Annotated in this window: 18 protein-coding genes and 8 pseudogenes; 12 read left to right on the forward strand and 14 right to left on the reverse strand. The window is 61.5% G+C overall.

All coding sequences use genetic code 11. The annotated features are described in order from the left end of the window. The 4 genes and pseudogenes from AC1RT6_RS18330 to AC1RT6_RS18345 form a co-directional block, all read left to right on the forward strand. Nucleotides 1–249: pseudogene (locus AC1RT6_RS18330) on the forward strand (hypothetical protein); the annotation flags it as partial. Nucleotides 250–587: 338 nt separating this feature from the next. Then, nucleotides 588–1,511, forward strand: a pseudogene (locus AC1RT6_RS18335) (ArdC family protein). Nucleotides 1,512–2,140: 629 nt separating this feature from the next. Continuing rightward, entirely contained in the window at nucleotides 2,141–2,455 is a 315-nt protein-coding gene (locus AC1RT6_RS18340) for a DUF736 domain-containing protein (RefSeq protein WP_472791827.1), read from the forward strand. Nucleotides 2,456–2,521: 66 nt separating this feature from the next. Further along, nucleotides 2,522–2,899, forward strand: coding sequence for a DUF4326 domain-containing protein (locus AC1RT6_RS18345; protein ID WP_472791826.1), 378 nt, complete (start codon nucleotides 2,522–2,524; stop codon nucleotides 2,897–2,899). 147 nt (nucleotides 2,900–3,046) lie between these two features. On the opposite strand, the gene AC1RT6_RS18350 is transcribed toward AC1RT6_RS18345, so the two are convergent. From AC1RT6_RS18350 to AC1RT6_RS18360, 3 genes and pseudogenes are all read right to left on the reverse strand, one after another. Continuing rightward, entirely contained in the window at nucleotides 3,047–5,386 is a 2,340-nt protein-coding gene (locus AC1RT6_RS18350; RefSeq protein ID WP_472791825.1) for a S8 family peptidase, read from the reverse strand. A 7-nt stretch (nucleotides 5,387–5,393) separates the two neighbouring features. Next, on the reverse strand, nucleotides 5,394–6,383 hold the full coding sequence (locus AC1RT6_RS18355; RefSeq protein WP_493029573.1) for an AAA family ATPase: 990 nt from the start codon (nucleotides 6,381–6,383) through the stop codon (nucleotides 5,394–5,396). 111 nt (nucleotides 6,384–6,494) lie between these two features. Further along, nucleotides 6,495–6,616 (reverse strand): annotated as a pseudogene (locus AC1RT6_RS18360) (helix-turn-helix domain-containing protein); the annotation flags it as partial. 1 nt (nucleotide 6,617) lies between these two features. Between AC1RT6_RS18360 and AC1RT6_RS18365 the strand changes: the two are divergent. Continuing rightward, a pseudogene (locus AC1RT6_RS18365) lies at nucleotides 6,618–6,749 on the forward strand (integrase); the annotation flags it as partial. Further along, a pseudogene (locus AC1RT6_RS18370) lies at nucleotides 6,731–6,970 on the forward strand (plasmid partitioning protein RepA); the annotation flags it as partial. The pseudogenes AC1RT6_RS18365 and AC1RT6_RS18370, both read left to right, overlap by 19 nt. On the opposite strand, the gene AC1RT6_RS18375 reads toward AC1RT6_RS18370, so the two are convergent. From AC1RT6_RS18375 to AC1RT6_RS18415, 9 genes and pseudogenes are all read right to left on the reverse strand, one after another. Beyond that, nucleotides 6,860–7,696 carry an efflux RND transporter periplasmic adaptor subunit gene (locus AC1RT6_RS18375; protein WP_472791823.1) on the reverse strand — a complete coding sequence of 279 codons (837 nt, stop codon included), beginning with the start codon at nucleotides 7,694–7,696 and terminating at the stop codon, nucleotides 6,860–6,862. The pseudogene AC1RT6_RS18370 and the gene AC1RT6_RS18375 overlap by 111 nt on opposite strands. A 329-nt stretch (nucleotides 7,697–8,025) precedes the next feature. Then, nucleotides 8,026–8,475 carry a hypothetical protein gene (locus tag AC1RT6_RS18380; protein ID WP_472791822.1) on the reverse strand — a complete coding sequence of 150 codons (450 nt, stop codon included), beginning with the start codon at nucleotides 8,473–8,475 and terminating at the stop codon, nucleotides 8,026–8,028. Between the two features lie 117 nt (nucleotides 8,476–8,592). Beyond that, nucleotides 8,593–8,985, reverse strand: a complete 393-nt coding sequence (locus AC1RT6_RS18385) for a hypothetical protein (RefSeq protein WP_472791821.1) — start codon at nucleotides 8,983–8,985, stop codon at nucleotides 8,593–8,595. A gap of 123 nt (nucleotides 8,986–9,108) precedes the next feature. Further along, a pseudogene (locus tag AC1RT6_RS18390) lies at nucleotides 9,109–10,052 on the reverse strand (HoxN/HupN/NixA family nickel/cobalt transporter). A gap of 55 nt (nucleotides 10,053–10,107) precedes the next feature. Beyond that, nucleotides 10,108–10,374 (reverse strand): annotated as a pseudogene (locus AC1RT6_RS18395) (metal/formaldehyde-sensitive transcriptional repressor); the annotation flags it as partial. Between the two features lie 260 nt (nucleotides 10,375–10,634). After that, nucleotides 10,635–11,458, reverse strand: a pseudogene (locus AC1RT6_RS18400) (IS5 family transposase). Nucleotides 11,459–12,203: 745 nt separating this feature from the next. Then, on the reverse strand, nucleotides 12,204–15,494 hold the full coding sequence (locus AC1RT6_RS18405) for an efflux RND transporter permease subunit (protein ID WP_472791820.1): 3,291 nt from the start codon (nucleotides 15,492–15,494) through the stop codon (nucleotides 12,204–12,206). A gap of 21 nt (nucleotides 15,495–15,515) precedes the next feature. Further along, nucleotides 15,516–16,793 (reverse strand): efflux RND transporter periplasmic adaptor subunit, encoded by a 1,278-nt coding sequence (locus AC1RT6_RS18410; RefSeq protein ID WP_493029582.1) that lies wholly within the window; start codon nucleotides 16,791–16,793, stop codon nucleotides 15,516–15,518. A 754-nt stretch (nucleotides 16,794–17,547) separates the two neighbouring features. Then, complete coding sequence (locus AC1RT6_RS18415; protein WP_472791819.1) at nucleotides 17,548–17,811, reverse strand: hypothetical protein; 264 nt, start codon at nucleotides 17,809–17,811, stop codon at nucleotides 17,548–17,550. 270 nt (nucleotides 17,812–18,081) lie between these two features. Between AC1RT6_RS18415 and AC1RT6_RS18420 the strand changes: the two genes are divergently transcribed. From AC1RT6_RS18420 to AC1RT6_RS18430, 3 genes are all read left to right on the forward strand, one after another. After that, the gene (locus tag AC1RT6_RS18420; RefSeq protein ID WP_472791818.1) at nucleotides 18,082–18,549 is read left to right on the forward strand and encodes a SprB repeat-containing protein; all 468 of its coding nucleotides are present in this window, start codon (nucleotides 18,082–18,084) and stop codon (nucleotides 18,547–18,549) included. Between the two features lie 441 nt (nucleotides 18,550–18,990). Continuing rightward, nucleotides 18,991–19,194, forward strand: a complete 204-nt coding sequence (locus AC1RT6_RS18425; protein ID WP_472791951.1) for a hypothetical protein — start codon at nucleotides 18,991–18,993, stop codon at nucleotides 19,192–19,194. A 228-nt stretch (nucleotides 19,195–19,422) separates the two neighbouring features. After that, complete coding sequence (locus AC1RT6_RS18430) at nucleotides 19,423–20,322, forward strand: cation diffusion facilitator family transporter (protein WP_472791950.1); 900 nt, start codon at nucleotides 19,423–19,425, stop codon at nucleotides 20,320–20,322. A gap of 175 nt (nucleotides 20,323–20,497) precedes the next feature. Here AC1RT6_RS18430 and AC1RT6_RS18435 read toward each other — a convergent pair whose 3' ends face one another. After that, nucleotides 20,498–20,689: a hypothetical protein gene (locus AC1RT6_RS18435; protein WP_472791949.1), complete on the reverse strand. Its 192-nt coding sequence runs from the start codon at nucleotides 20,687–20,689 to the stop codon at nucleotides 20,498–20,500. A 251-nt stretch (nucleotides 20,690–20,940) separates the two neighbouring features. Next, nucleotides 20,941–21,240, reverse strand: coding sequence for a hypothetical protein (locus tag AC1RT6_RS18440; RefSeq protein WP_472791948.1), 300 nt, complete (start codon nucleotides 21,238–21,240; stop codon nucleotides 20,941–20,943). A 12-nt stretch (nucleotides 21,241–21,252) separates the two neighbouring features. Here AC1RT6_RS18440 and AC1RT6_RS18445 point away from each other — a divergent pair, with 12 nt between their 5' ends. The 3 genes from AC1RT6_RS18445 (at nucleotide 21,253) to AC1RT6_RS18455 (ending at nucleotide 23,149) form a co-directional block, all read left to right on the forward strand. After that, a complete protein-coding gene (locus tag AC1RT6_RS18445; protein ID WP_472791947.1) occupies nucleotides 21,253–21,627 on the forward strand; it encodes a DNA polymerase Y subunit UmuC family protein in 375 nt (124 codons plus the stop codon). A 203-nt stretch (nucleotides 21,628–21,830) separates the two neighbouring features. Beyond that, nucleotides 21,831–22,013: a hypothetical protein gene (locus tag AC1RT6_RS18450; protein WP_472791946.1), complete on the forward strand. Its 183-nt coding sequence runs from the start codon at nucleotides 21,831–21,833 to the stop codon at nucleotides 22,011–22,013. Nucleotides 22,014–22,231: 218 nt separating this feature from the next. Next, nucleotides 22,232–23,149, forward strand: a complete 918-nt coding sequence (locus AC1RT6_RS18455) for a DUF3991 and toprim domain-containing protein (RefSeq protein WP_493029574.1) — start codon at nucleotides 22,232–22,234, stop codon at nucleotides 23,147–23,149. The last annotated feature ends 125 nt before the right edge of the window (nucleotides 23,150–23,274 follow it).

A 23,274-nucleotide genomic window follows, 5' to 3' on the forward strand; every position in this document is an offset into this window, starting at 1 on the left:
GCCAATGACACGCGCGACGAGGACCTCGACGGACCCGTCGGGTTCGAATCCGCGGCCCAGCGCAAGCGCGAATTCGCCGCAGAGGTCGCCGTTCAGGCGCACGCACTGCGCATGGCGGCCGAAGGCGCCGCCGCAGCCTACGAGCACGTCGTCGGCGAGAGCTGGAAGCCGTTCGAACGCCAGCCCGAACAACCCGGCGAGACCGTCAGCCGCAAGGCGGTCGAGGTTCAGATGGCGGCGTTCGGTTGACGCCGCCGGCGGGGCTTCGGCCCCGCCTCTCGCTCGCGATCCGATATCGGCCGGTCCTTCGGGACCGGCCCTTTTTCATGTCGCACGGCGCGCCGGCAAAAGAGAGCAAACAGAAATGACTCGGAATGGAGCGCCGTCGCGGCCCGTACCGGCTTTCGGTCGATGCTCCGGCCGGCGCGGCAGCGCAACGGCTTTGCCCGTCCTCCACCGCGTTCCGATCCGGCACCTCTGCTGTCACCCCGACCACCAGCGTCACCGGATGCGCGGCCCCGCCGGCCTTCGCAGCGGACCGCCGTGACGGGCCGCGATGGGCGCGGCCTCCTACGGAGGTTAGGATCATGATAGGTAAGGAAACCAAACCCCGCGCCGACGTCTATGCGCGCATCACCGATCGCATCGTCGCGGATCTTGAGCGCGGCGTGCGCCCGTGGGTCAAGCCCTGGAATGGGACCAACGCGGCTGGACGCATCACGCGCCCGTTGCGCCACAACGGCATGCCCTATCAGGGCATCAATGTCGTGCTGCTTTGGTCGGAAGCCGTCGCGCGGCTTCACGTCGCCGATCTGGATGACGTTCAAGCAGTCGCTCGAACTTGGTGGCCACATCCGCAAAGGCGAGAGCGGAACGATGGTGGTCTACGCCAACAAGATCACCAGAACCGAGACGGACGAGCATGGCGACGAAGTCGAACGGGCCGTTCCGTTCCTGCGCGCCTACACGGTGTTTTGCGTCGACCAGATCGACGACTTGCCGGATCACTATTACGGACGCCCGCAGGAGACCATCGCGCCGGCGCAGCGCATCGCGCATGTCGACGCGTTCTTCGCCAACACCGGCGCAACGATCCGGCATGGCGGCGACAAGGCGTTCTTCGCGCCGGCGCTCGACATCATTCAGATGCCGCCGTTTGAGAGCTTCCGTGACGCAGAAAGTTACGCCGCCACGCTGGCGCATGAATGTGTGCATTGGACGGCGCCGGCGCATCGCGTCAATCGCGACCTCAGCCGCTACGCGAAGGATCGCAGCGAACGCGCGCGTGAAGAACTGATCGCCGAGCTTGGCGCGTGTTCCTCAGTGCGGATCTCGGTATCGTGCCCGAACTCGAGCCGAGGCCGGACCATGCCAGCTACCTCGCATCGTGGCTCGAAGTCCTCGCCAACGACAAGCGTTTCATCTTCTCGGCAGCCGCGCACGCGCAGCGCGCGGTAACCTATCTTCATGATCTTCAGCCCAAGCCGGCCGAGATCGATCAAGCGGCATGAGGCCCAGCCACCCGCGGCTCAGAAAGACGAAGGCCTCGCCTCGCGGCGGGGCCTTTCTTGCGTGCGTCATTGTGCATCGTAGCCGGCGACCGGGATGGCCGTGCCGCCCATCGTCTGAGCAAGCCAAATCGGCAAGATGAAGCGGGCGACGCCCCTGCGTGTCCGAGATGCTGGCCTACTCCTGGGAGAGCCTTCCGGCAGCGGCGGAAGACGGGTGTACCACGATGCGATGGCCCGGATCGTGGCCGAAGCCGATGGCCGGAGAAATGCCTACATTGCGTGTGCGAGTCCCTTGCATCAACCGTGCCTTTGCCATTGTCGAGCGGTGCGGTGCCTGTCGCTGACTTGTCTCCTCATCGTTCGGCCTGGCGCGCCCAGTGCGTCCTCGATTTGGCATGTCTAACCGCAGGCCGTCGTCGCTGCGCTCCGCCTCGATCCCAAGACCGCAACGGCCGCTCGGCTTTCTTCCCCTGTTCGCTGCGCGCCCATTCCTCGCGAGACAAGAAAGCCTTGCCTTGGCCGCCCTCTACTGCGTGGCGGCCCTTCGGGTGCGGTCCGATCGCCTCCGGTCAACGACCGCCATCGAGGTCGCGGTGGTCGCGGCCCGAGAAACGAAAGAGGACACGAACATGGCTACCATCGGCAACTTCACCGTCAACGGCAACGGCTTCTTGGGCACCGTCAAGACCCTCGCCCTCGGCACCGTGAAGGCCAAGATCGTCCCGGCCGAGCGGACCTCGGACAAGGCCCCCGACTACCGGATCTTCGCGGGCACCATCGAATTCGGGGCAGCTTGGAAGAAAAAGTCCCAGGAGCAGAACCGCGATTATCTCTCGGTTAAGTTGGACGACCCGAGCTTCCCGGCTCCGATCTACGCCACGCTGGTCGAGGTGGAAGGGGAAGAAGGCCACTCGCTCATCTGGTCTCGTCCGAACCGCGACTGAGACGCCCGCGTAGAAGGTCTCGCCGCAAGGTGGGGCCTTCCCGCGTGAGCGGAAAGGAGAACGATCATGTGCAAGGTCTTGAATGCGGGCGCTGTCGGCAAGCGCACGAGTGCGACGCAGGTTTACATCGGGCGCCCGAGCAAATGGGGCAACCCGTTCGTTATCGGGCGCGACGGTTCTCGCGCCGAGGTCATCGCGAAATATCGTGCGTGGATCGTCGCACAGCCTGGACTGATGGGCGCACTCGACGAACTGCGCGGAACGACATCGTCTGCTGGTGCGCGCCGCTCGCGTGCCATGGCGACGTGCTGGTCGACCTCGCCAACAGGCGCTGATCATTCCTTTGGTCGATCTAATCTCGACAGCCGGTCGGACATGTCCAGCAGCTTCATCGCCGCGGCGGTGATGGCCTCGGCGACGTCGGATAAGTTTCCTCTCTGCTGATCGACACCCCATCGAGAAATATCACGGTCGCTTGATAGCCCTTGCCTTTCGGTGGGGCAGAAAGCTGGATGGTGAGCATATCACGGCGTCTCCTGACGGATTGCATCTTACGAGGAGAGCTGGATGTCGGCCACGCTGCGCGCGGCGCTACGCCTGGACGCGAACCTGCTGGCGCACTCGCTCGTAGAGCTGCACTTCCGCCTTATGAAGGAGTTCGACAACGATCGCGAATTGTTGCCGATCGACATGGGTCGCCCAGCCGCTTTCGCAGCGCACGACAAGATAGTAACTGTCGCCGTATTCTTCGACACCGCGTTTGAACGTGACGGTCGCGCGCTGAACGGTCCCCTTCTCACGCAATTGCGGTCCGGGAACGAGATTGCAATTGTATCGCGCTGCAAGTTCGGGGAACGGACCGTCGTCCTGTTCGCGCTTGCGATAATGATCGAAGATCAAGTCGGGCTCGCATCCGCGAACCAACCGAAAGCTCATGCCGACGCCGGCGTAGTCGTTCCGGGTGTGACGCACCGGCGGATCGAATGCCAGCGTCACGCGGATGCAGCGCTCGCCGTTTCCTGCCTGAAACGCTTCCGGGATCGGAATCCGGTAGACCGCAAAATGATCGAGGGCGAGCTCATCCTCCGCGTAGAGGGTCACGCGCGCGTCGTCCGAGAATGCGGCGCGTTCGAGATCCACCAGGCCATGACCGACAATCGCCCGGGTCGCGTCTCCACCAAGCAGCTGAAGCCGCTCGCTGGCGGGCGGCGGGATTTCCGCAGATCCGACAATGAGCGCCCGGACGAGATTGGCTGAGGCCTTGGGGAAGCGCGTCAGAATCTGAGCGGCGCTAAAGGCGACCCGCGGAGCGGCGTAGGACGTGCCCGAACCCGCGGTGAAGAGCTGGTCGAGATAGCTGTGATGCAGTGTCAGAACGCCGGCGCTGCCAACATCCTCTCCTCCCCGCAGCCGCGCGACGACAGCATCGAAGATCAACGTGCCACCAATCTCCACGACATCCGGTTTCGTTGCGCCGCCCGGTCCTGGCCCGATTCGCGAGAACGGCGCCGGCTCATGCAGGCGCGTGATGGCGCGGACGCGGACGTCGTCGGCGCGATCAGGATCGAGACCTTCGCCGTGCGCGAGCGCGCCAACGGTAATCACGTTCAAGGCGCCGGCGGGCTCGAACAACCGGTTGGCGTCCTCCAGAAGATAGCGCGGATATTCGGTCAGCGCCTGTTCGAGCCGATTCCCGCCGCGCGGACTGCGATTGCCAGACGAGACGACGATGACGATGTCGAGCTCCCGCGCCAATTCGTCAAGCGTGGCCGCCCATGTCCCGACCTTGCCGCCGTCGAAGACGCGACGGCGATCGGCCAGCGCGATCACGAAGACCCGACAGCCAAAGCGCTGGTTCAGGGTCGTGGTCGCCTCGCGCATCTGCGAGGGCACGAGGCGCCGATCGTCGAATCCTCCTTCATCGTTCACCACCTTCGCCGCACAGAGGCGCGCGCCGCGTTGTAGCGCGCCGGCGTCGAGCTGCTCGCGAAGATCGCCGAACACGGCGACGCCGGCCACGCGGGTGCCGTGGCCCCAGACGTCTGCGGTGCCGAGCTCGGCGGGAACGCCAATTGCACCGACGAGAATGTCCGCGAGGAAGGGGTGATCGTTGACTCCGCTATCGATGATGCCGATCAGCGGGGCATCATCGGCGACGGCGTTCAGTGGTGGCGCATCTGCCAGCACCAGGTCGAGCGCCTCTGCCGTCGTCACATCCGGCGCCGGCGGCAGATCGATCGCCGCAATCTCTTCGATCGTCAGCAGCGTGCGCAACAGTTCGCCCGTCAGGCGCATGCGGAACATGCTGATCGAGGGGCCGACATAGCGATCGAAGACATCGCCACCTCGTGCCTCGACGTAGCGGATGACATCCTCGATCTTGCGCTCGCGCAGGCGACGTTCGCCCAGATCCCAAAGCTCGATATCGACCAGATAGGATGTCTGCGCGACGAAATCATCCACATCAGCGAATCCTTCTTCCCGCAAACGTGGACCGATCCGATCGCGCGGCTCGACCGATCCAATGCTTTCGATCCCAGAGACGAAGTTGATGTAAGGCGCGTGCTTCTGCCCGGGGGGCGGGCCGCCCTGATAGGCATCAAGCCGCGCGCGAAAATCCAGCATGTCTTCACTCGATGCGAACAGCACGAGCGTGCGGTCCGCGTCGCTCGACAGCACCGTGAGCCCGAGCCGCTCCCACTCCTCCTCGAGCAGAGCGCCCGTCATCTGCACGCGCAAGATCAGGGAGGGGTCGACGAATTCCGGCTTGCGGCGCCGCCTTTGCTCCTGGGTCGCGGCGTCGAGCTCGTCGCGCAGCTTCGTGCTGTGCTGGTCGCGATCGCGCGCCGGCGGCGGACCGCCGCCGCCGTGCTTGCGGCGCTCGAATTGCTCGGGGAGCCGGACGAGCTTGAGGTGATCGTATCGGGCCAAGGCGCGCCTAGCTCGGCGGCGCGAGGCGAGACTGACCTGCCCGGCGGCGCGCCTCGTCTTCCAAGGCGCGGTTGAAGTCGCGTGCCTGCACCTGCTTACGCCGATCGATGATCATCGCCTTGACCGCCTGGGTGCAGACACGTTCGATCTCGGCGTAGGAATAGCCCTCCAACGCCGGGGCATGCTGCAGCGGATCGAACGCGGTCGCGACGTTCTTGAATTTGAGCCGCAGGAACCGGGCAATCATCGCCCGATCTGGCTTGTCGAACCAGACGACTTCGTCGAAGCGCCGCCAGACCGCCGGATCGAGGGATTGATCGAGGTTGGTCGCGGCGATCAGGAAGCCTTTCGGCTGAATGTGGTCGATGAACAGCAGCAGGCTGTTGACGACCCGGCGCAACTCGTTGTGCTCACTGCTGTCGTCGCGCGAGCGCGCCAGCGCGTCGAACTCGTCAAAGAACAGGACGCAGGGCTGTTTGCGGGCGAACTCGAAAATCTTGCGGACATTGCCCGCCGTCTCGCCGAGGTAGGACGAGATCAGCCGATCGAGTTTGACGAGGAATAGCGGCAGTCCGAGCTCGGCTGCAAAAATCTCCGCGCACAGCGTCTTGCCGCATCCCGGCGGACCGCAGAACAGAAGCTTGGAGCGAACTTTTAGTCCGTGCCGCCGGACGTCCTCGGCGCGGCGAAACTCTTTGACGAGGCCGAGCAGCACCCGCACGTTCGTCGCCCCGAGCACAATATCATTGCGCGTGTGCCGCGGTTCGATCCGCTCGATGAAGTCGGCGGCCGCTTCGGGGAACGGAAGCAGGGGCGCGAGCGCCTTCGGACCGGTCGGGCGGCTCGGGCCAGCCTCGAGGGTCTTACGCAGGCTGCGCGCCAGCACGCGGTTGTTCTTCTTTTCCTCTTCGCCGATGATTTGCTCCGCCACGGCGCGGAACTCATCGTCCCGACCGTAACTGGCCAGCAATTTTTTCATCAACTCCCCGCGGGCCATGGCTGTGCTTTACTTTCTCCTGCTCCGCGAATCATAACCGCAAATGCAGCGTTTCACGATGGGGTTCCTAGCCGATTTAAACAACGCAAATGGCTGTTGGATGGCCATCGGCTATAAAACCCCCCACGCCCGATATCGTCCCTGCCCGTCGCCTCGCGCAAGCCGAGTTCCGCGACCATGTCCTGGGCGGCGCGCGGCGTGATCTCCAGCTCCTCCGCAATCATGCCGGCCGAGGGCGAGAACACGCTGCGGGCGCTCGCCTCCGATCTGGCCTACCTTGAGGGTTGGGCGCAAGCGGCCACCGGGGCGCCGCTGCCGTGGCCGGCGCCGGAAAGCCTGGCCCTGAAATACGTGGCGCATCACCTGCGATCCACGAGCTTATCGCGGCGGACGCACGAGAGCTATCTGCAAAACTGCAGGCTCATCGACTCAAGCTGTTTCCCCCAAAAGCTAGGAAGAAGCTTCGGCCATTCTCCTCAGGAGAGGCAGCCAAGCTCATCGGCGTCAACGACGGCTACCTCCGACAGCTCTCGCTCGAGGGCAAAGGCCCACAGCCAGAGACGAGCGACATAATTCGTCTCACATACTTTTCGGGACTCGACATCATCCCGGGCAACATCGAGCTCATGGATGCTCCTCACGACGGCATCGCGCGGAAAGATCAACCCCTGCTTCGCCGCGCCGCCCTGGACGAGTACGGTGAGCGGCTGGCCGATCCGGAGGTCCGACGAAGGCTCCGGAATGGAGAAGTGAACCACCGTCGCGTGCTGTCTCAAGGCGCGGCTGGTTCCAAGGTAGGATAGCGGAAACGCCGATCCGTCCGAATCCGCCGCGGTTGCCTCGATGGGACCGGTGAGATCAAACCCGTCATAGGCCAGCGCTTCGACCCAGAGACCTTCCGGATCAGCGATCTCAAACAAGACATCCTGCGGCCGAACGACTTGGCCCGGCACGGCCTTGGCCGCCGTGATGACGCCATCGGTCGATGCCCGCAAAAGCTCATATCCAGCGCGCGAGTCACGCACGGTGTCGCGACGCGCGCGCAACCCCGCCAGTTCGCTCTCGAGATCGTTGAGTTGTCCCATCGGGGTCGCGCCACGTTTAGCTAACGGTCGGAGTCGGTTGATCCTGGTTTCCGCCACCGCGATGAGCTGCTCGATTTCCCCCATCTTCTCGGAAATCGTCGTGCGGTCCGCCACGGGCAGATAAGGCTCGATCCGGAGAAGCGTTTCCCCCTTGGTGACCTTTTTTCCCGATCCGAGGCAACGCTCCCTCGCTGGGGACGATGCGTCCCCCGTAAATGCTTTGGACAATGCTGCTGCGGTTTGGATCGCCGATGATGCGGCCGATCAGGCTGAATGCTGGCCGGGCGGTTTGAGGCTCGGCGGTGGCCGTGCGGATATCCAGTAGGCGCTGCGTCGGCTTGGCAGCAAACGCGGTGCCGTCTGGCAGCCGTCGCGGAGCATCGCTTGGACCTGCGGCTGCGGCATCCCCGCCGAAGGAGGGCCTGCGTTTCGCCAGCCGCCGAATGCGGCGGCCGCCAGCAGCACGCAAGCCCCGGACGCCAGGGCCGCCACGTAAGATGCGCTACGACGTCCTCGACGTTTCAGATGCCAGAACAGCAAACCAAGGACCACCCCCGCTAAAACGAGAAACGCTGCGATCCGGCCCGCCGAGGGCCATTCGTGGTTCTGCCGTAACGTCGGCTCAGTCGGCCGGGGAGCGTGAAGGAATCGACCAGCAGGTCGTCGCCCTTTCCCCCGTTGATGGAGAAGATGACCTCGACCGATCCGGCGCGGGTCGGATCGGGGAGGGCCACGGTGTATCCGTTCGAAGCGCGCTTGGCCTCGATAGCGGCCGCGTCACCGATCGTGACCTGCAATTTGGCATCCGTGACCGGTTCGTTGGACACCGCATCGTCGATGAAGACGGAAAGCTCGCCGTTCTTCAGGATGCCGACGACCTCATAGAGATCGGACCGCGCCGTCACCCGTGGAAAGGCGGACGAGGCGACGGCTGATTTCTCATCGTCGCCATGATCATGGCCTTCATGGGCGAGCGAAACGGATAAACCAAGCAGCAGGCCCGCCAAGCAGCCGAAGCCTATGCACCAAGCCTTGCGAGCTGCCCACGCAGGCAGCGTTGACCCACAAACATTAAAAACCCCTCCAGGCACGCGATTAAGCGGCGGCCGAAAGGGCCTCCTGGACTACGCGATGCTGGGGGTACTTGGGGGGCGGATCAGAGCGCCGGGGTCGATTCCGTCGGCTTTCTCTGACCGTGGCAACTGCAACAGGCCGGTGAAATCGGACGGATGAGCCAGGGCAGCGAATTCCGGGATCGCCATGAAGACACCGAATAGCGCGGAGAACGACGGGGCAAAGCCGCCATCGTCATCGTGATCTGGTGCCGACTTGCCGTGAACGTGCCCCTCGACACTGTCACCACCATGATCGTGTACATGACCTGCGAGGTGGCCGTGGTAGTGCATGGAACCGTTCAGGATGACGGCAGGTTCGGGCAATACGCCGGACAGCGCGGCAGCTTGAGACACCGAAATCACCACGTTCTGCAGCAGAAACGCCGAAATCGCCAGGAACATGATCGTTCTGGCGAGGGGTCGGACCCGAAGGTACGGCGGACGCTGCATGAAAACCTAACTATGGGAGTTCAAACGATCTAACAAGGGAGCAGGGAACCCAGGATCAGATGGCCCTCCAACCATTTAACCCGTATAGAGCCCGACGAAAACGATCAAAACCGCGGAGGCGGCGCCTTGCGGACGAAATTGCTAAACCCCGCCAACGACGTTCGATGTGCCGCATGCTTAGTGCCGCAAGGACGCCTGCCGACACCATCGTGATCGCAAGTCCGATACCGAAGCAGAGCACAAGCGTGAATCCGAGGCCAAACTGCTTGATTTGGATGCACAACAGAAGAACGGTGATGGCGGCAGGGCATAAGACCGCCCGTCAGGCCAAACAGGACGATCTGCCAAGTCGTGACACTGCGTCCTTCGAAACGTTTGCGGATATCCGCTGCATGCGCTCGAGCGTGAGCGTCGTCTTCGTCCCCCAAGTTCATGTGCGAATGGTCGTGTTCCTCCAACATAGTCTCGACCGTCCCTTGCCCTCGCAGTGACAGGCAAACCTTGAAGGCGTGAGGCTCCGGCATTTCTTCGACGCTTTCGAGGAAGCCGGACCTGGCGACGAAGCCAAATGATTGCTCGGTCCCGCCGGAACGAATGGTCGTCAGATGGATTTCGGATGCACCATCGTGGAAGTGCGCCGTCTTCGAAAATCTCCTGCGTGAACGATCTTCCGCCGATCTCTATTTCGCGTCGCTCATCGTGGTGATGATGTTCATCCGCATTCTGTTCTCGCCAGGTTCGCCAGGCCATCCAGACGGCGAGGCCGATGATGACTGCGGCTGAAGCGATCTAGAGATAGGCTTCGCTCTGTTCTCCATTCCACTGGCCTCCAAATTAGAGTCCGCTTAGTGCCACCGCCCAGACGACCGCGGTATGCGAAACGGTAGCTGACAAACCGAGGAAGGTGGCCTGAAGAACTGTCCCCCGAATGGCTGTGATGAACGCCGCCATCATCGTTTTGGAATGACCCGGTTCTAGTCCATGCAGGCTCCAAGCAGGATTGCGCTGGGCACGAACAGCTACGCATGGGCGGTGCTTTGCTGAAGCAGTTGGGAAAGCTCGGTCATTTGAGGTACTGCGGACCACGTCAATGAGGTCCGCCGCGCCTTTGGCCTTTTCGGTATCCTTCTCGTGCGCCGGATCGACGACGTGGTGGCGGATGTGTTCCTCGAGCAATTCTGTGGTGAGTCCTGTGACTGCACCACGCACCGAAGCCACCAGCATCAGGACGTCTGCACAGCCGATCTCCGCTTCCAAGGCGCGCTCGATTGCACCGAGGTGTTCTTTGATGCGGCGAACCCTGCCGAGCAGCTTAGATTTCTGCTTAGTCGTGTGCGACATAATCGACGCATAGGGGGTACCCTATGCGTGTCAATCGCATTTTCGCGCCCGAGCCAGTGTTCCGCGGTGCGCGGGAACTATCCGATGCCCCAGTCATAACAAGGCAAACCACAGCTCTCTTGCCATCATTGCGCCGCGCGCGTTACTGGTGAGCAGCAAGTTCGAGCAACATAAAGCGCCGAACAAATACGGGTGCATGAAGGCGATATGGTGCGCGCCGGAGATAGGCCTTGCCGCCTTCTTAGAGCCTGTTTGAAAAATCAGGGATGAGCGTTTCTGCGGATGAGAACGCCGCCCTGGCGACGTGGATCATTGCGGTTGAGACGTCGATGCGACGTTCGTAGTCACGGACGAGCCTGCGCCAGCGGATCATCCAGCCGAAAGTCCGTTCGACGACCCAGCGGCGTGGCAGGACTTCGAAGCCCTTCTGTCCCTCTCGGCGTCGGATGATTTCGAGTACGAACTTCAAATAGGCGGCCTTGTCCATCAGTTTCAGCCGGTCGTAGGCGGCGTCGGCGAACAGATGTTTTATCCACGGCCAGCGTTTGCGGATCGCATCGAGGATCGCTTGCACGCCGGCGCTGTCGGAGAGGTCGGCGGTCGTCAGATTGACCATCAACAGCCGCCCGTCCGTGTCGACCGCGATATGACGCTTTCGGCCGACGATTTTCTTGCCAGCGTCATAGCCGCGCGCTCCGCTATGCGGGGCTTTGACCGACTGGCTGTCGATCACGGCAGCCGACGGGCTCGCTTCACGCCCTTGCCGTTCCCGATCGAGCATCAGTTCGACATCATGGATTGTCTGAAACAGGAAACGCCGCGCCAACTCGCGGAACCAGCCGTAGACCGTCCGCCAGTGACCGAAATGCACAGGTAGCATCCGCCAGCCGCAGCCCGAGCGCACGAGATAGCGCACCGCGTTGATAACTTCGCGAAATTCGACTTCACGGGGCCGGCCTCGGCGTCCGGGTTTCGGCATCAGCGGCGCGATCCGCTCCCATTCCTCGTTCGTCAGGTCAGACCGATAGCGCTTGGTCTTTCGGGCGATCCTGGCCATCCGGCTCCGCTGCTTGCGTGTCCACATCCCAAGTGTGAATCATATTCGCAGCCAGACCGGAATCCCAAACTATCCCAATTCTCAAACAGGCTCTTAGCGCAGCTCGGCTCAAGGCCCTCCGCTTCAAGAGCCCGCTCGAAGCTATCAAACAAATCAGCGCCGAAAAGCCTCAGTTGTGCACCCGTCAGCCAAGCCATGACATGCTGGGACTAAACACCTAGCGCCTGTGATGGTGGTCCCGGTATTGCTGGAGTGGGTTTGCTGCGGGGAAGGCAGGAAGGCGTATCGGGAGCGGTGACAGAACACCAGGGGCCGGGTCACGAACATCGGAGCTCGCGCCACGCGGAAGTCCGGCTCGGCCGTCGTCCGGCAACACCGAGTCTCGACCGGCCATTCAGAAGCTGGTCGAGGCGGTGGCGCCGGAGGCCAGGCGGATTTGCGGAGTTACACAGCACGTCGCTGAGGTTTGGCGTCTTCGGGCATATGCTGTTCCTAAAGCGTGCTCTTGGGTTGGCATCGGCGTAGCTCCTCGGTTTGCAGAGATGCTGATTGATATCGTGGCTTTGCCCGATACTCTCAGAGGCCATCTGCGATCCGTACTCCCGCCCAAGCAGCGCGGATTTGCCATAGCGTACGCCATGATCGTAGGCGGCGTTCATAGCTTGTCCGCGCCTCAACTCCTCCGCCCACGGGCGGGGCTGCTGGCGTCCGTCCGCACGCTGCGGATCTTTCTGCTCTCCATGGTTGTGACTTCTGCTGGTGTAAGCTCATCTCAATCAGTGACATCACGCAGGAACGTGGCCGTACGCACCTCATTCGGCTTACCACCCCGACCAGGAGCGTTGACCGGATCGAAGCTGGAGCTTGGGGCATCCCGACGCGACGCGAACCTCGCATAGAGCGCAGGCAAAACAAGAAGCGTCAGCAGAGTCGCGCTGATCAAGCCGCCGATGACGACAGTCGCCAAAGGCTTCTGCACCTCAGCTCCTGTTCCGGTCGCGAGTGCCATGGGCACAAAGCCGAGCGATGCGACGAGCGCGGTCATCGCGACAGGTCGCAACCTCGTAAGAGCCCCTTCCATGATGGCGTCGCGCTTCGATCGACCCTCATCCATTAGCTGCTTCACAAACGAGAGCATCACCAAGCCATTGAGAACGGCGACGCCTGAGAGAGCGATGAAGCCCACGGCGGCTGAGACGGAGAACGGCATGTCGCGAAGCCACAGCGCCGCAATACCTCCCGTTAAAGCCAAGGGCACCGCGCTGAATACGAGCACCGCGTCACGCGGGCTTCCCAGTGCCGAGTAGAGCAGTAAGAAAATGAGAAAGAAGCACCCTGGTACTACGATCAACAATCGCTGACGCGCGGCGGCAAGATTCTCGAATTGTCCGCCCCAAGTGATCCAGTATCCGGCCGGAAGCTGGACCTCACTCCTCACCTTTGCTTGCGCTTCGGCCACGACAGACGCGATGTCGCGTCCTCGCACGTTTGCCGTTACGACGACGCGTCGCTTGCCATTTTCGCGAGAGATCTGGTTCGGCCCCTCCGAGAAAGAGAAGCTCGCGACCTGTTCCAGAAGCACCGATGGTATTCGGCCAGACGAGCCGGAGCCCGGCATCGGCACGGGTAGGTGCTTAAGGGCCTCGATGTCATCGCGCACCGCATCCGGCAGTCGGATCAAGACGGGGAAGCGCCGGTCGCCCTCGAATAGAACTCCCGCCTCCCGGCCACCGATGGCGGCTCCGATGACGTCTTGGACCGCCGATAGGCTCAAGCCAACTCGCGCGATCTCGGCTTTGTCGACCTTGATCTCAAGAAACGGAAGACCGGTCGCTTGCTCGACCTTCACGTCCTGCGCGCCTTCAACGCTACGCAGAATGCTGGCGATCCGGTTTGCGACCGGCAGCATGGTCTCGAACTCCTCACCGAAGACCTTCACGGCAAGATCGCCCCGGGTCCCAGCGAGAAGTTCGTTGAAGCGCATCTGGATTGGCTGCGTGAACGCGTAATTGTTCCCGGGAAGAACTTCGACGACCTTCTGGATCTGCTTGATCAGCTGGTCCTTCGGGAGGCTCGGATCGGGCCACTCCTCTTGCGGCTTCAGCATGATAAACGTATCCGACGCGTTGGGCGGCATCGGATCGGCCGCGACTTCAGCGGTTCCGGTTTTGGAGAAGACGTGAGCCACCTGCGGGAAACGGCTCACCGCGTGTTCGACCTGGAGCTGCATGTGTTGTGATTGCGACAACGCCGTCGAGGGAATCCGCAGCGCGTGCATTGCGATATTCTTTTCGTCCAGCGTCGGGATGAACTCCTGCCCAAGGCCGCCGAAGAGAATGGCCGCACCGACGAAAAGAAGCACCGAGCCCAGAATGAAGGGCATGGGGCGTCGAATCGCCGAGGCAAGCGCCGGGCGATAAACCGCCTTCAAGCTCCGGACGAAGATGTTTTCCTTCTCTTGCACGCGGCCCGTGATTGCGATCGCGATCAGCGCCGGCACGAATGTCAATGAGAGCACAAAGGCCGCGGCCAGAGCGATGATGACGGTCAGCGCCATCGGCTCGAACATCTTGCCTTCCACGCCCGTGAAGGTCAGAAGGGGCACGTAGACCAAAATGATGATGGCCTGCCCATAGACGGAAGGCTTGATCATCTCCTCGGCAGAGCGATGAACCGTGGTGAGACGCTCCTCTAAGTTGAGCTGGCGCCCGAGTTCGTTCTGTCTCTCCGCCAAGTGCCGCAAGCTGTTCTCGGCGATAATAACAGCCCCGTCCACGATGAGACCGAAGTCGAGCGCCCCTAAGCTCATCAGGTTGGCGCTGATCTTCCCCTGCACCATGCCGGTTATGGTGAGGAGCATGGCGATCGGAATCACGAGAGCGGTGATGATCGCCGCCCGTATATTGCCGAGCAGCAGGAAGAGGACCAGGATCACCAGCGCGGCACCCTCGATCAGGTTCTTCGAGACGGTTTTCACGGTTGCATCGACGAGCAGCGTGCGATTAAGAACCGTCTTCGCTTCGACGCTGGGCGGCAGCGATTTGTTGATGACCTGCATCTTGGCATCGACTGCTGCCGAGACAGTGCGGCTGTTCCCGCCGATCAACATCAGCGCAGTTCCGACCACAACCTCCTGTCCGTTCTCGCTCGCGCTGCCGGTCCGGAGCTCGCGCCCGATCTTGACCTCGGCGACATCATTCACGCGCACCGGGACGCCGCCGCGGGTGGTGACCACGATGTTTCCGATCTCCTCCATGCTTTCGAGGCGACCCGCCGAGCGAACCACGTAACGTTCGCCGTTACGCTCGAGATAACCCGCGCCGCGGTTCGTGTTGTTACGCTCCAGCGCTTCGCCAAGATCAGCGAAGGAGATCCCGAGCCCAATGAGCTTCGCCGGGTCCGGCTGGACGTGATACTGTTTTTCGAAGCCGCCGATGACGTCGACCCCGGCGACCCCCGGCACGGTCTTGAGCTGCGGACGAATGATCCAGTCTTGAACTGTCCGCAGATAGGCGGCCCGCTCCATTTCCGTACTGAGGCGCTGACCTTCGGGCGTCAGGTAACTTCCGTCGCTCTGCCAACCGGCTTGCCCGTTCCGAACAGGTACAACCTCCCCAGCAGGCTTGTAGTGAACGGTCCACATGTAGATCTCGCCGAGGCCGGTTGAGATCGGCCCCATACGAGTCTCAGTGCCCGGCGGCAGATTCGCTTTGGCCTCGCTCAGACGCTCATTCACTTGCTGTCGGGCGAAATAGATGTCGAGCCTCTCGTTGAAAACAGCGGTGACCTGTGAGAAGCCGTTCCGGGACAGAGAGCGCGTGTATTCCAGACCCGGAATGCCCGCCAACGCTGTTTCCAAAGGATATGTGACCTGCTTTTCGACGTCGTAGGGCGAGAGCGACGGCGCCACCGTGTTGATTTGAACCTGGTTATTGGTGATGTCCGGAACAGCGTCGATCGGCAGCTTGGAAAGAGACCACACACCGAACGCGGCGGCAGCGAGGGTCAAGAGAACGACCAGCCAACGCTGGCGAACCGAGAACCCGAGAACACGATTGATCATAAGCGTTGTCTTCTGTCTGGATTAGTGTGCGTGCTCGGCTTCCGCCTTGCCCAGCTCGGCCTTGAGGACGAACGTGTTCGTGACCGCGACGGTTTCTCCGGGATCCAGCCCGAACACGACCTCGATGCCCTCTTCATCGCTTTTACCGAGCGCGACCTCGCGCTTCTCGAAGCCCTCAGGCGTCCGAACGAAAACAACCTGCTTGCCCCCGATCGTCTGGAGTGCTTTGCGGGGCAGGCGCAAATCGACCGGCTGCTCGTCAACGAGGATTTGCGCGCTGACGTAGGAACCTGGTCGCCAAGTGAGATCCTTGTTGTCAACGCTTGCGATGACTCGCGCCGACCGTGTCTCCTGGTTCAGCATAGGACTGATGAAAACCACCTGACCTTCCGACGATTTTCCGGCTCCAGCTGCCGAGATGCGAAGATTTTGGCCCTCCTTGATCTGGTTGAGATCCACTGTGGAGATGGTGAGCTCGATCCAGACGCTGGACAGGTCGGCGATTACGTAGAGTTCCTTCGCCTGCCCTTCGCCCCCCACCGGGGCTCCGAGGTCGACAAGGCGCTCGACCACGCGACCGGCGATAGGAGTTCGGATTTCGTACCGCTGTAGTCCTGTTGACTGCCGTGACAGGCCTGTTTCGTCGACGTTGAGCGCCGACAGCTTTTGTCGTGCGAGATCGAAGCGAAGCTGCGCCTCGGCGAACGTCATGCGAGCACGCAGGAATTGATTTTCCGCCTTGATCTTCTTCTCGAAAAGCGCCTGCTCGCGTTCGAACAGCGTGCTTTGCAGATCGAAGTTGACCTTCGCTGAAATGTACTCGCTCTTCGCTTCTGCAACCTCGCGGCTTTCCAAAATCGCTACCACCTCTCCTTTGGAAACGGTGTCTCCGAGCTGCTTCTTGAGCTCGGAGACCGTGCCCACGACCTTGGCGGCAATGCGCGCAATGCGATTCGTATCCGGTCCGATCGTCCCTGGAACGGTCAGCCTTTGAGTGAGCACGCCCTTTCCGACCGGCGCGACCTCGATCTTAGCGGCCTCGATCTGCTCGGGGCGCATCTTGATGACGCCTTCTGGCGCTTCTTTTCCATCGTCATGGCGTCCTTCAGTCCTGTCGTGACCTTGCTTGCTCGCGGCCGGCTTTACGGCACTGTTGCCGGGATCCTGCGCCTGAAGCTGCCCGAAATTCGCAAAGGAGATGTAGCTCGCGATAGAGCGGACCGCGTTCGCGACCGTGAGCACAAGGCTGCCCAGGGCGATCCCGAAAGCCACAATGGCAGCAATGATAATGACGCGGATACCCATCCACCTTCTCCAATGCGACGCAGACTGGCGTCGCTCCGGACAGAGCTCGCCACCATTTCGGTGGCGCGCGCTAAAGCTCCGACTCCTGGTCCCCTTTCGGAGGAACGGGTTTACCGAGGTCGTTCCTACGAACGCCTCAAGCCGGCATCTCAGGCGCGTGGTGGTTCAAACGGGAGTAGGTGGAGGGCGGTCGGCGTCTCTGACGTCGTAAGAACTAGATAGCTTTTGCCGCGAGCTGGAGCGTCCGGTAGAGCAAGCTGTGATGACAAGCACGCCGCGCCGTGGCACGGGCAATGCGCGTGATGAACAACCCCGCTTTCTCCCGGCTCGGACGAGGCCGTGCCTGTCTCGCTCGTTACAACGGTGACGGCAGCCAAAAAGGGTGAGCGAGCCGCCGCGCCCGCAAACACAGGAAGCGGAACGGCAGCCGTTAGCAGGATCACGAGCGCAAGAGCGCGCGCCAACGCTGCCCGCCAAAGGCAGCCGTGAGCGAGCGTCTGCAAATCCGAACGCCTCATGACTATCTGACGTGGGCTTTCCGCCCGGGGAAGTCAAGGCTGTACCGAGCCTTCCCGAGCTCGCCTGAGGCGTTCCTCAGTGTCGCCGTGGCGCTTCCCTTCGGCCGGGCAGTCTGCCTTCCCGCATGCTTGTTCCCTCGCCCGCGGGCTTTGAACGTTTCCTGCTCGTTTGCAAGCACAACAATGGTTGCTGAAAAACCGGGCGTTTCGTGGGATTTGATGTCGCTTGTTCAGTTGACGCAGGGTCGGCGTTCGGGCTCTTCTGTCAGGCCTGCGAACTTCGCCGTCGAAGCTTTAATGAAGGCTAATGCGGTCGCCGCGGCACCTGAGGAGTTCATGCCGAGATATCCAGCGGAACCGGCGCGGCGGGCGACGATAACCAGTTGTTTTCGGCGTCCGAGTCCCACGTCCGGATTTTCGCAGGAGCATCCGTCGCCAAGTCTGGAATCCCAGACCAATTGGCTCACATCGGCATCTTTGTAGAATGACCTCATTACATCTCGCGAGAAAGCATGCGACCGGGGCAGTCTCCTATGATGCCAGCCGAAGGATAACCCGCACGGCTCATTTAAGCGCGATTACCATTACTTGACTGATTTGCTACGATCATGCGGCGCCGGCAATAGTTAATGTTCGCAACCCGTAGCGAACTCGCTAGCGGCCTTCGAGCCGACAAAGTACCTGATGTCGCGCGTATTCGAACGTCCGCGCGATGCAAGTGAGGCACTATCGGGAAAGGCACCGCGATGTTCCGATTTATGCCGATGACGAGCGCGCTGTTGTTTGCTTGGCCGTTGTCCGCGACCTCGGCGGCTTATGCACGAGGCGGTTTTGCATCGGAGAATCCATTTGCGGCCGAGCATATTGAAGCCCTTCCTCCTGAGATCCAACACAAATTGTCGGCGCGCGCCAGCGCATGCGGAAACAGGGCGGCGGCGGCGCACTACTTCTCGGTCATCATCGGAACAAACGGGGAGCAATTCCTCTCGCTTCATTTTGAGGAGTTTTCCTGCCGCGTGCGAACAACCCTCTGCAAGGGTGATTTTTGCCTTCACGAAGTATACCTGAGGTCACGAGGCAGGCACCGGCTCGTCTTCAGCGTCCATGCACGAGATCTAAGGATGGTCGAGGTTGATGGTACCATTGGCTTGGACGTCACCGGGGGCTCGGCACACGGTCGATACCAATGGAGCGGCGGACGTTTCGTAAGAATATCAACAAGGAAAGAATGACGGACAGATGGTGCCATCGATCATAAAACACTTTCATTTCGACGGAGCGGATATCAGTTTCCGAAAGAAGTTTCGACTGTTCTTTACTGTCGGTGTCGTGGTGCTGCTCCTTGGGTGCATCAAGACGGCAATCCATTATTATGGTTTTGAGTTCCTTGAACTCAACCGATTGCTGACGAGTGGCATTGGCGGCGCCATCTTCATCATCGGCTGTCGAGTATCCTGGCGGACTACAAGGAGGCGGAGCTCATTCCGGCCGATATCCGGACCGCAATTGAGGCGACTGACGGAGACTTAGCGTCGTTTGCCGTCGATAATCCAGACTTCAACCTCGGAGAATGCCGCGGGATTCTTATTGGAATTATCGATAAGCTTCGCCGAGGTTTGGACCACACCAAGGACCATCGGGATATCCCGCTCGCTTTGGACGAGGTTACTCGATTGACGCCAATCTTCGGACGTCTGGAGAAAATGGGCATGGCTGCAAACTTCATCGTGCGACTGCGCACCACACAAGATGTCATTCGACGCGCCATGCTGCGCATCTATCATATCCAGCGCGTCGAATTCGTCCCGTCGGTGCACGTGCTGGTCCAGACTCTGGTGCTGTCAATCGTGGGGATGTGGAGATGCTGCTCCTACTGAAGACTGAGGGCGATCCCGCCTCCGCGATCATGTTCGGCTTCATCACCTACATGTTCGTCTATGCGCTGTATCTGGTTCGCCTGCTCGAATAGCCCTTTGCAAAGGGCCATGGCTCCGTCGATGATGTGAGCTTCTTTCTGTTAAATGAACTCGAAACCAAGCTGCGAGGCGCGGTAGGGCAGAATGCCGAGGCCGATCCGGGTCCGGCTCGCCTTTCGGAGGCTTGAGATGCACGGTGGAGAGAGCACGGGAACCGCGACCGCACAATATGCGAAAAAATTGGGCTGGGCTTTGGCCTTGACGGCCACCTACGTGATCGCGGAGGTCGTTGGTGGTCTGATCACAGGTAGCTTGGCCCTTTTGGCCGACGCCGCCCATATGTTGACCGATGTCGGCGGATTGGCCCTTGCGCTGTTGGCGATCCGCTTCGCGGCGCGTGAGGCCACGCCGCAGCGGACATACGGCTATTTACGGATGGAGGTGCTGTCGGCTTTGACCAATGCCGTCGTCCTGCTGCTGTTGACTGTCTATATTCTGTACGAAGCTTATCAGCGATTCCTGTCGCCGCCGGAAATCCTGAGCGGCCCAATGCTGGTGGTTGCCGCGATCGGACTGATTGTCAATCTCGTCAGCATGCGCCTGTTGGTTGGAGGGTCCTCAGAAAGCGTCAACGTCAAGGGCGCCTATTTCGAAGTCCTCAGCGACATGCTCGGCTCGATCGGGGTCATCGTTGCGGCGCTTCTCATGATGTGGAAGGGATGGCGGCTCGCCGACCCGATCATCGGGGCCGGCATTGGCCTGTTCATCGTACCCCGGACGTGGCTGTTGCTGAAGCAGATCACGCATATCCTCATGGAAGGCGTGCCGCCGAACGTCGATGTCGGTATGCTCGAGCGGAAACTAGCGAGCATTTTGGGTGTCACGGCGATCCATGATCTGCACATCTGGACGATCACGTCGGGATTCGATGCCATGAGCTGCCATCTCGTGGTGGCAGACCTTTCGATGGATCGCAAGGTGCTGCAGGAAGCCCGCCAAATTATGAAGGAAGAATTTGGAATTGACCACGTCACGATCCAGATCGAGGATGAAGCGTTGCGATCCGGAGAGGCCGTACTTCATGTCTGACATCAGGATCACTGTGTATGCTGCAATCCTTAACTGACAGATGGTCGTAGCAACGAATCCGGGAAGGACGGTCCACGCGACGAAGCACAGCTCTACGCGGATGGTCGCCTGGTTACCGGGCTGGCCGGCGCCGAGGTGATCCGCGACATGGTTAGCGCCGATTGCAAGAGCCGGGTTATGGCCGCGAAGACATCCTGAAAAAACGCACCTCGCGCGGCGCGAAATCGAAGTAGTTGGGCTGCAAGTCAAGAAACGGTGTCCGCGTGCCATCGGAGCCGACCCAGACGTGCCGCTCCAAGTCCGGTCGCCGCGCCTCCCGCTTGTCACGTTCGAGCCGCGCGCACCGCGCAACGGAAAGTGCGAACATGCACGACACTGCTGCCTACTGGCTTCAACAAACGATAAAGCGGACCCGCGAGCACTTTGTCGTCAGCCATATCGTCGTGCGTTATCCATGACGGGTCGAGCAGTTCTCCTTTGCCCAAGGACGGTGTGATGGGTTGACGATCGGACCTGCGCGCCACTTGGTCTTGCGACCAAGTGAAATCTGCACGTAGTCCGCCGCGCCCGTTCCTGTCGGCGCGAAGGCATAAACGCTACTGCCGTGCCATTCGGAGATCAGGTGTCCTGCAACCGCCGCCAAACCGTCGGGATGTCTCCATTGTCCTTCGCGAGGTCGGCTTCCATCCACGGCCGATACTCAGCGATCCGCGTCCCGTCAGCGGCCAGCACCGAGCGCGTGTCGCGCCAATACTGATCGTCGAGGTTCGCCGCCGAAAAAGCGAAGCCAGGGAATGCTTGAGTTAATGCCGCCGCCAAAACGGTCTCGCCAGCTCCCGCCGGCAGGCGCGACAGGACGGCCTCGACCGAGGCATGGTCAGGCAGTTTGGTGGAAGCATTTTCCGAAATCTCAGCCATGTGATCACTTATATGTCATGCCGGCCGGGTTCTGCCCGGTTTTGGCGACGGACCCGCGGCGCTGCCCTGACGGGCTTTGGTGAGCGCCATATTCAGATGGTGTTCGAGCGCTTCGATGCTTGCGATCACGTCGCGAAAGCCGATCGTCTCGCGTTGTGGGCACTCAAGCGTTACGCGCCGATCGTCGCCGCCGATCCACCGGATGGACTTGTCATCGACGTGAGCGGCGCGGCGCATCTTCATGGCGGAGAGGCCGCCATCCTCGACGACGAGACACGGCGCAACGCGGACGCGCGTGATCGTGGCGCGGCAACCATGCGGGCCCTGTATGCGCGAGGACGATGCGAAAAGTCCGCGATCGGGAAAAAGAGCGTGCGGGGGAGCTGACCATCTCAGCGCAAGTCCGATCCCGCTCTCCTTGGATGGCTTTCCTACTCCTCCGCCCGGCCTTCCACGTTCAACCCATAAAGGGTCGGCTATGCGAGCATGCCGCCGCTGCGCCTTCGGCTTCGCGGTGATCGCGGCCGGTTGAGGAGACCAACGGACGCCATGGAGCGGGGATCGGCCTCGCTCAACGATGGAGCCCACTTATGTCGCACAATCTTGCCCTCGCCCAGTCCAACGCATTCGAGCTCGCCCGCACCCTGATGGTCCCGGTCACGCTCTTCGAAATCGATGGCGAATACGGCATCATGCCCAGCGATGAACTCGACGATGCCGATGTCCTCGTCGTTTACGAATACGACCCGTACCTGGTCGGCCCGGCTCACTGAGCCGGGTTCACCTCCTTTGCCGCTTGCGAGCGGGCGGCGGCAAGGGAGGCTGCGCCGCGTCAGGCGGCGATGGCGCTACGCGCCCCCGTTGATTCACCAATTGCCAGCCGCGCCCTTGCCCCCTTCGCTCTTCGCGGCAGCCGCGTGTGTCTCCCGCAAGGCGTGGGAAAGGAACCGCAAACTGGAAAGGTCCGGCGCGGGAGCGCCGGGATACGGAAATGGAAAAGAAGGACATCGAGGAGCTGAAAAATCGCGTGCCCTGTGCCGCCGTGCTGGAGCCGGCCGGATTTGCGATCGATATAAAGGAGAGCACCCGCAAGGCCGTCAAATATCGGCGCGGCAACGACGTCATCATTGTCATTCACGACGGCAAGGGTTGGTTTGACGCGCTCTCCGACGCCAAGGGCGACGTGTTTTCGCTTGTCAAGCATCTCGACGGTATTGGTTTCGCTGACGTTCTCCAACGGGTCTCCGATCTCGTTGGCTTCGCGCCGAGTGAGCCGGTCTGGACGCGAGCCTCGCGCGCGAATAATCCCGACCTTTGCATTGCCGACCGTTGGCGGGCACGGCGCAAGCCGTGGCGTGAGTCTCTGACCTGGCGCTATCTTCGCGACGAACGCGCAATCCCCGACTCCGTGATGCGTGCTGCGATCTCGCAGGATCGCCTTTGCGAAGGACCTCACGGCAGCATGTGGGCGGTCCATCTAAGTGATGACGGCGCGGTCACTGGCTGGGAGGAGCGCGGACCGCAATGGCGCGGCTTTTCGACCGGAGGCGCGAAGGTTCTGTTCCGTCTCGGGTCGGCAAAGGCCGATCGCGTGTGCGTCACTGAAGCCGCGATCGACGCCATGAGTCTCGCGGCGATCGAAGATTTGAGACGTGACAGTCTCTATCTCAGCACCGGCGGCGGCTGGGCGCCGTTAACGGTCGCGGCGATTTACCGTCTGAGCGCGCGTCCTGGCGCGAGGCTCATCGCCGCGACCGACAATAACAGACAGGGCGAGATATACGCGCGCCGCCTCGCGGCGATTGCGCTCGAGGCGGGTTGCGCGTTCGAGCGACTTCGGCCCTCGGCCGATGATTGGAATGAGTGGCTGCGCAACGAGGCTTGCGTCGAGCGTGGATCCGCTCATTGAAATGCAGGGACGCGATCGTCAGCGAAACGCCGACGAAGAGGAAGAAAAGACGGGAGAAAGGAGAGGAAAATGAATGAGCGCGCGCTGCCGCATGCTCGGCCGGCGCGTCAAGGGTGAAGCTTCGC

Source organism: Nitrobacter sp. MLSD-S21 (assembly GCF_058809865.1).

Bases quoted from the DNA above. Each gene is read 5' to 3' on its own strand.
- AC1RT6_RS18405 (WP_472791820.1), bottom strand. From the start codon at position 15,494: ATGATCAATCGTGTTCTCGGGTTCTCGGTTCGCCAGCGTTGGCTGGTC.
- AC1RT6_RS18355 (WP_493029573.1), bottom strand. From the start codon at position 6,383: ATGGCCCGCGGGGAGTTGATGAAAAAATTGCTGGCCAGTTACGGTCGG.
- AC1RT6_RS18340 (WP_472791827.1), top strand. From the start codon at position 2,141: ATGGCTACCATCGGCAACTTCACCGTCAACGGCAACGGCTTCTTGGGC.
- AC1RT6_RS18420 (WP_472791818.1), top strand. From the start codon at position 18,082: ATGACGAGCGCGCTGTTGTTTGCTTGGCCGTTGTCCGCGACCTCGGCG.
- AC1RT6_RS18435 (WP_472791949.1), bottom strand. From the start codon at position 20,689: ATGTTCGCACTTTCCGTTGCGCGGTGCGCGCGGCTCGAACGTGACAAG.
- AC1RT6_RS18445 (WP_472791947.1), top strand. From the start codon at position 21,253: ATGTCATGCCGGCCGGGTTCTGCCCGGTTTTGGCGACGGACCCGCGGC.
- AC1RT6_RS18430 (WP_472791950.1), top strand. From the start codon at position 19,423: ATGCACGGTGGAGAGAGCACGGGAACCGCGACCGCACAATATGCGAAA.
- AC1RT6_RS18440 (WP_472791948.1), bottom strand. From the start codon at position 21,240: ATGGCTGAGATTTCGGAAAATGCTTCCACCAAACTGCCTGACCATGCC.
- AC1RT6_RS18385 (WP_472791821.1), bottom strand. From the start codon at position 8,985: ATGTTCCTGGCGATTTCGGCGTTTCTGCTGCAGAACGTGGTGATTTCG.
- AC1RT6_RS18345 (WP_472791826.1), top strand. From the start codon at position 2,522: ATGTGCAAGGTCTTGAATGCGGGCGCTGTCGGCAAGCGCACGAGTGCG.
- AC1RT6_RS18450 (WP_472791946.1), top strand. From the start codon at position 21,831: ATGTCGCACAATCTTGCCCTCGCCCAGTCCAACGCATTCGAGCTCGCC.
- AC1RT6_RS18455 (WP_493029574.1), top strand. From the start codon at position 22,232: ATGGAAAAGAAGGACATCGAGGAGCTGAAAAATCGCGTGCCCTGTGCC.
- AC1RT6_RS18415 (WP_472791819.1), bottom strand. From the start codon at position 17,811: ATGAGGTCATTCTACAAAGATGCCGATGTGAGCCAATTGGTCTGGGAT.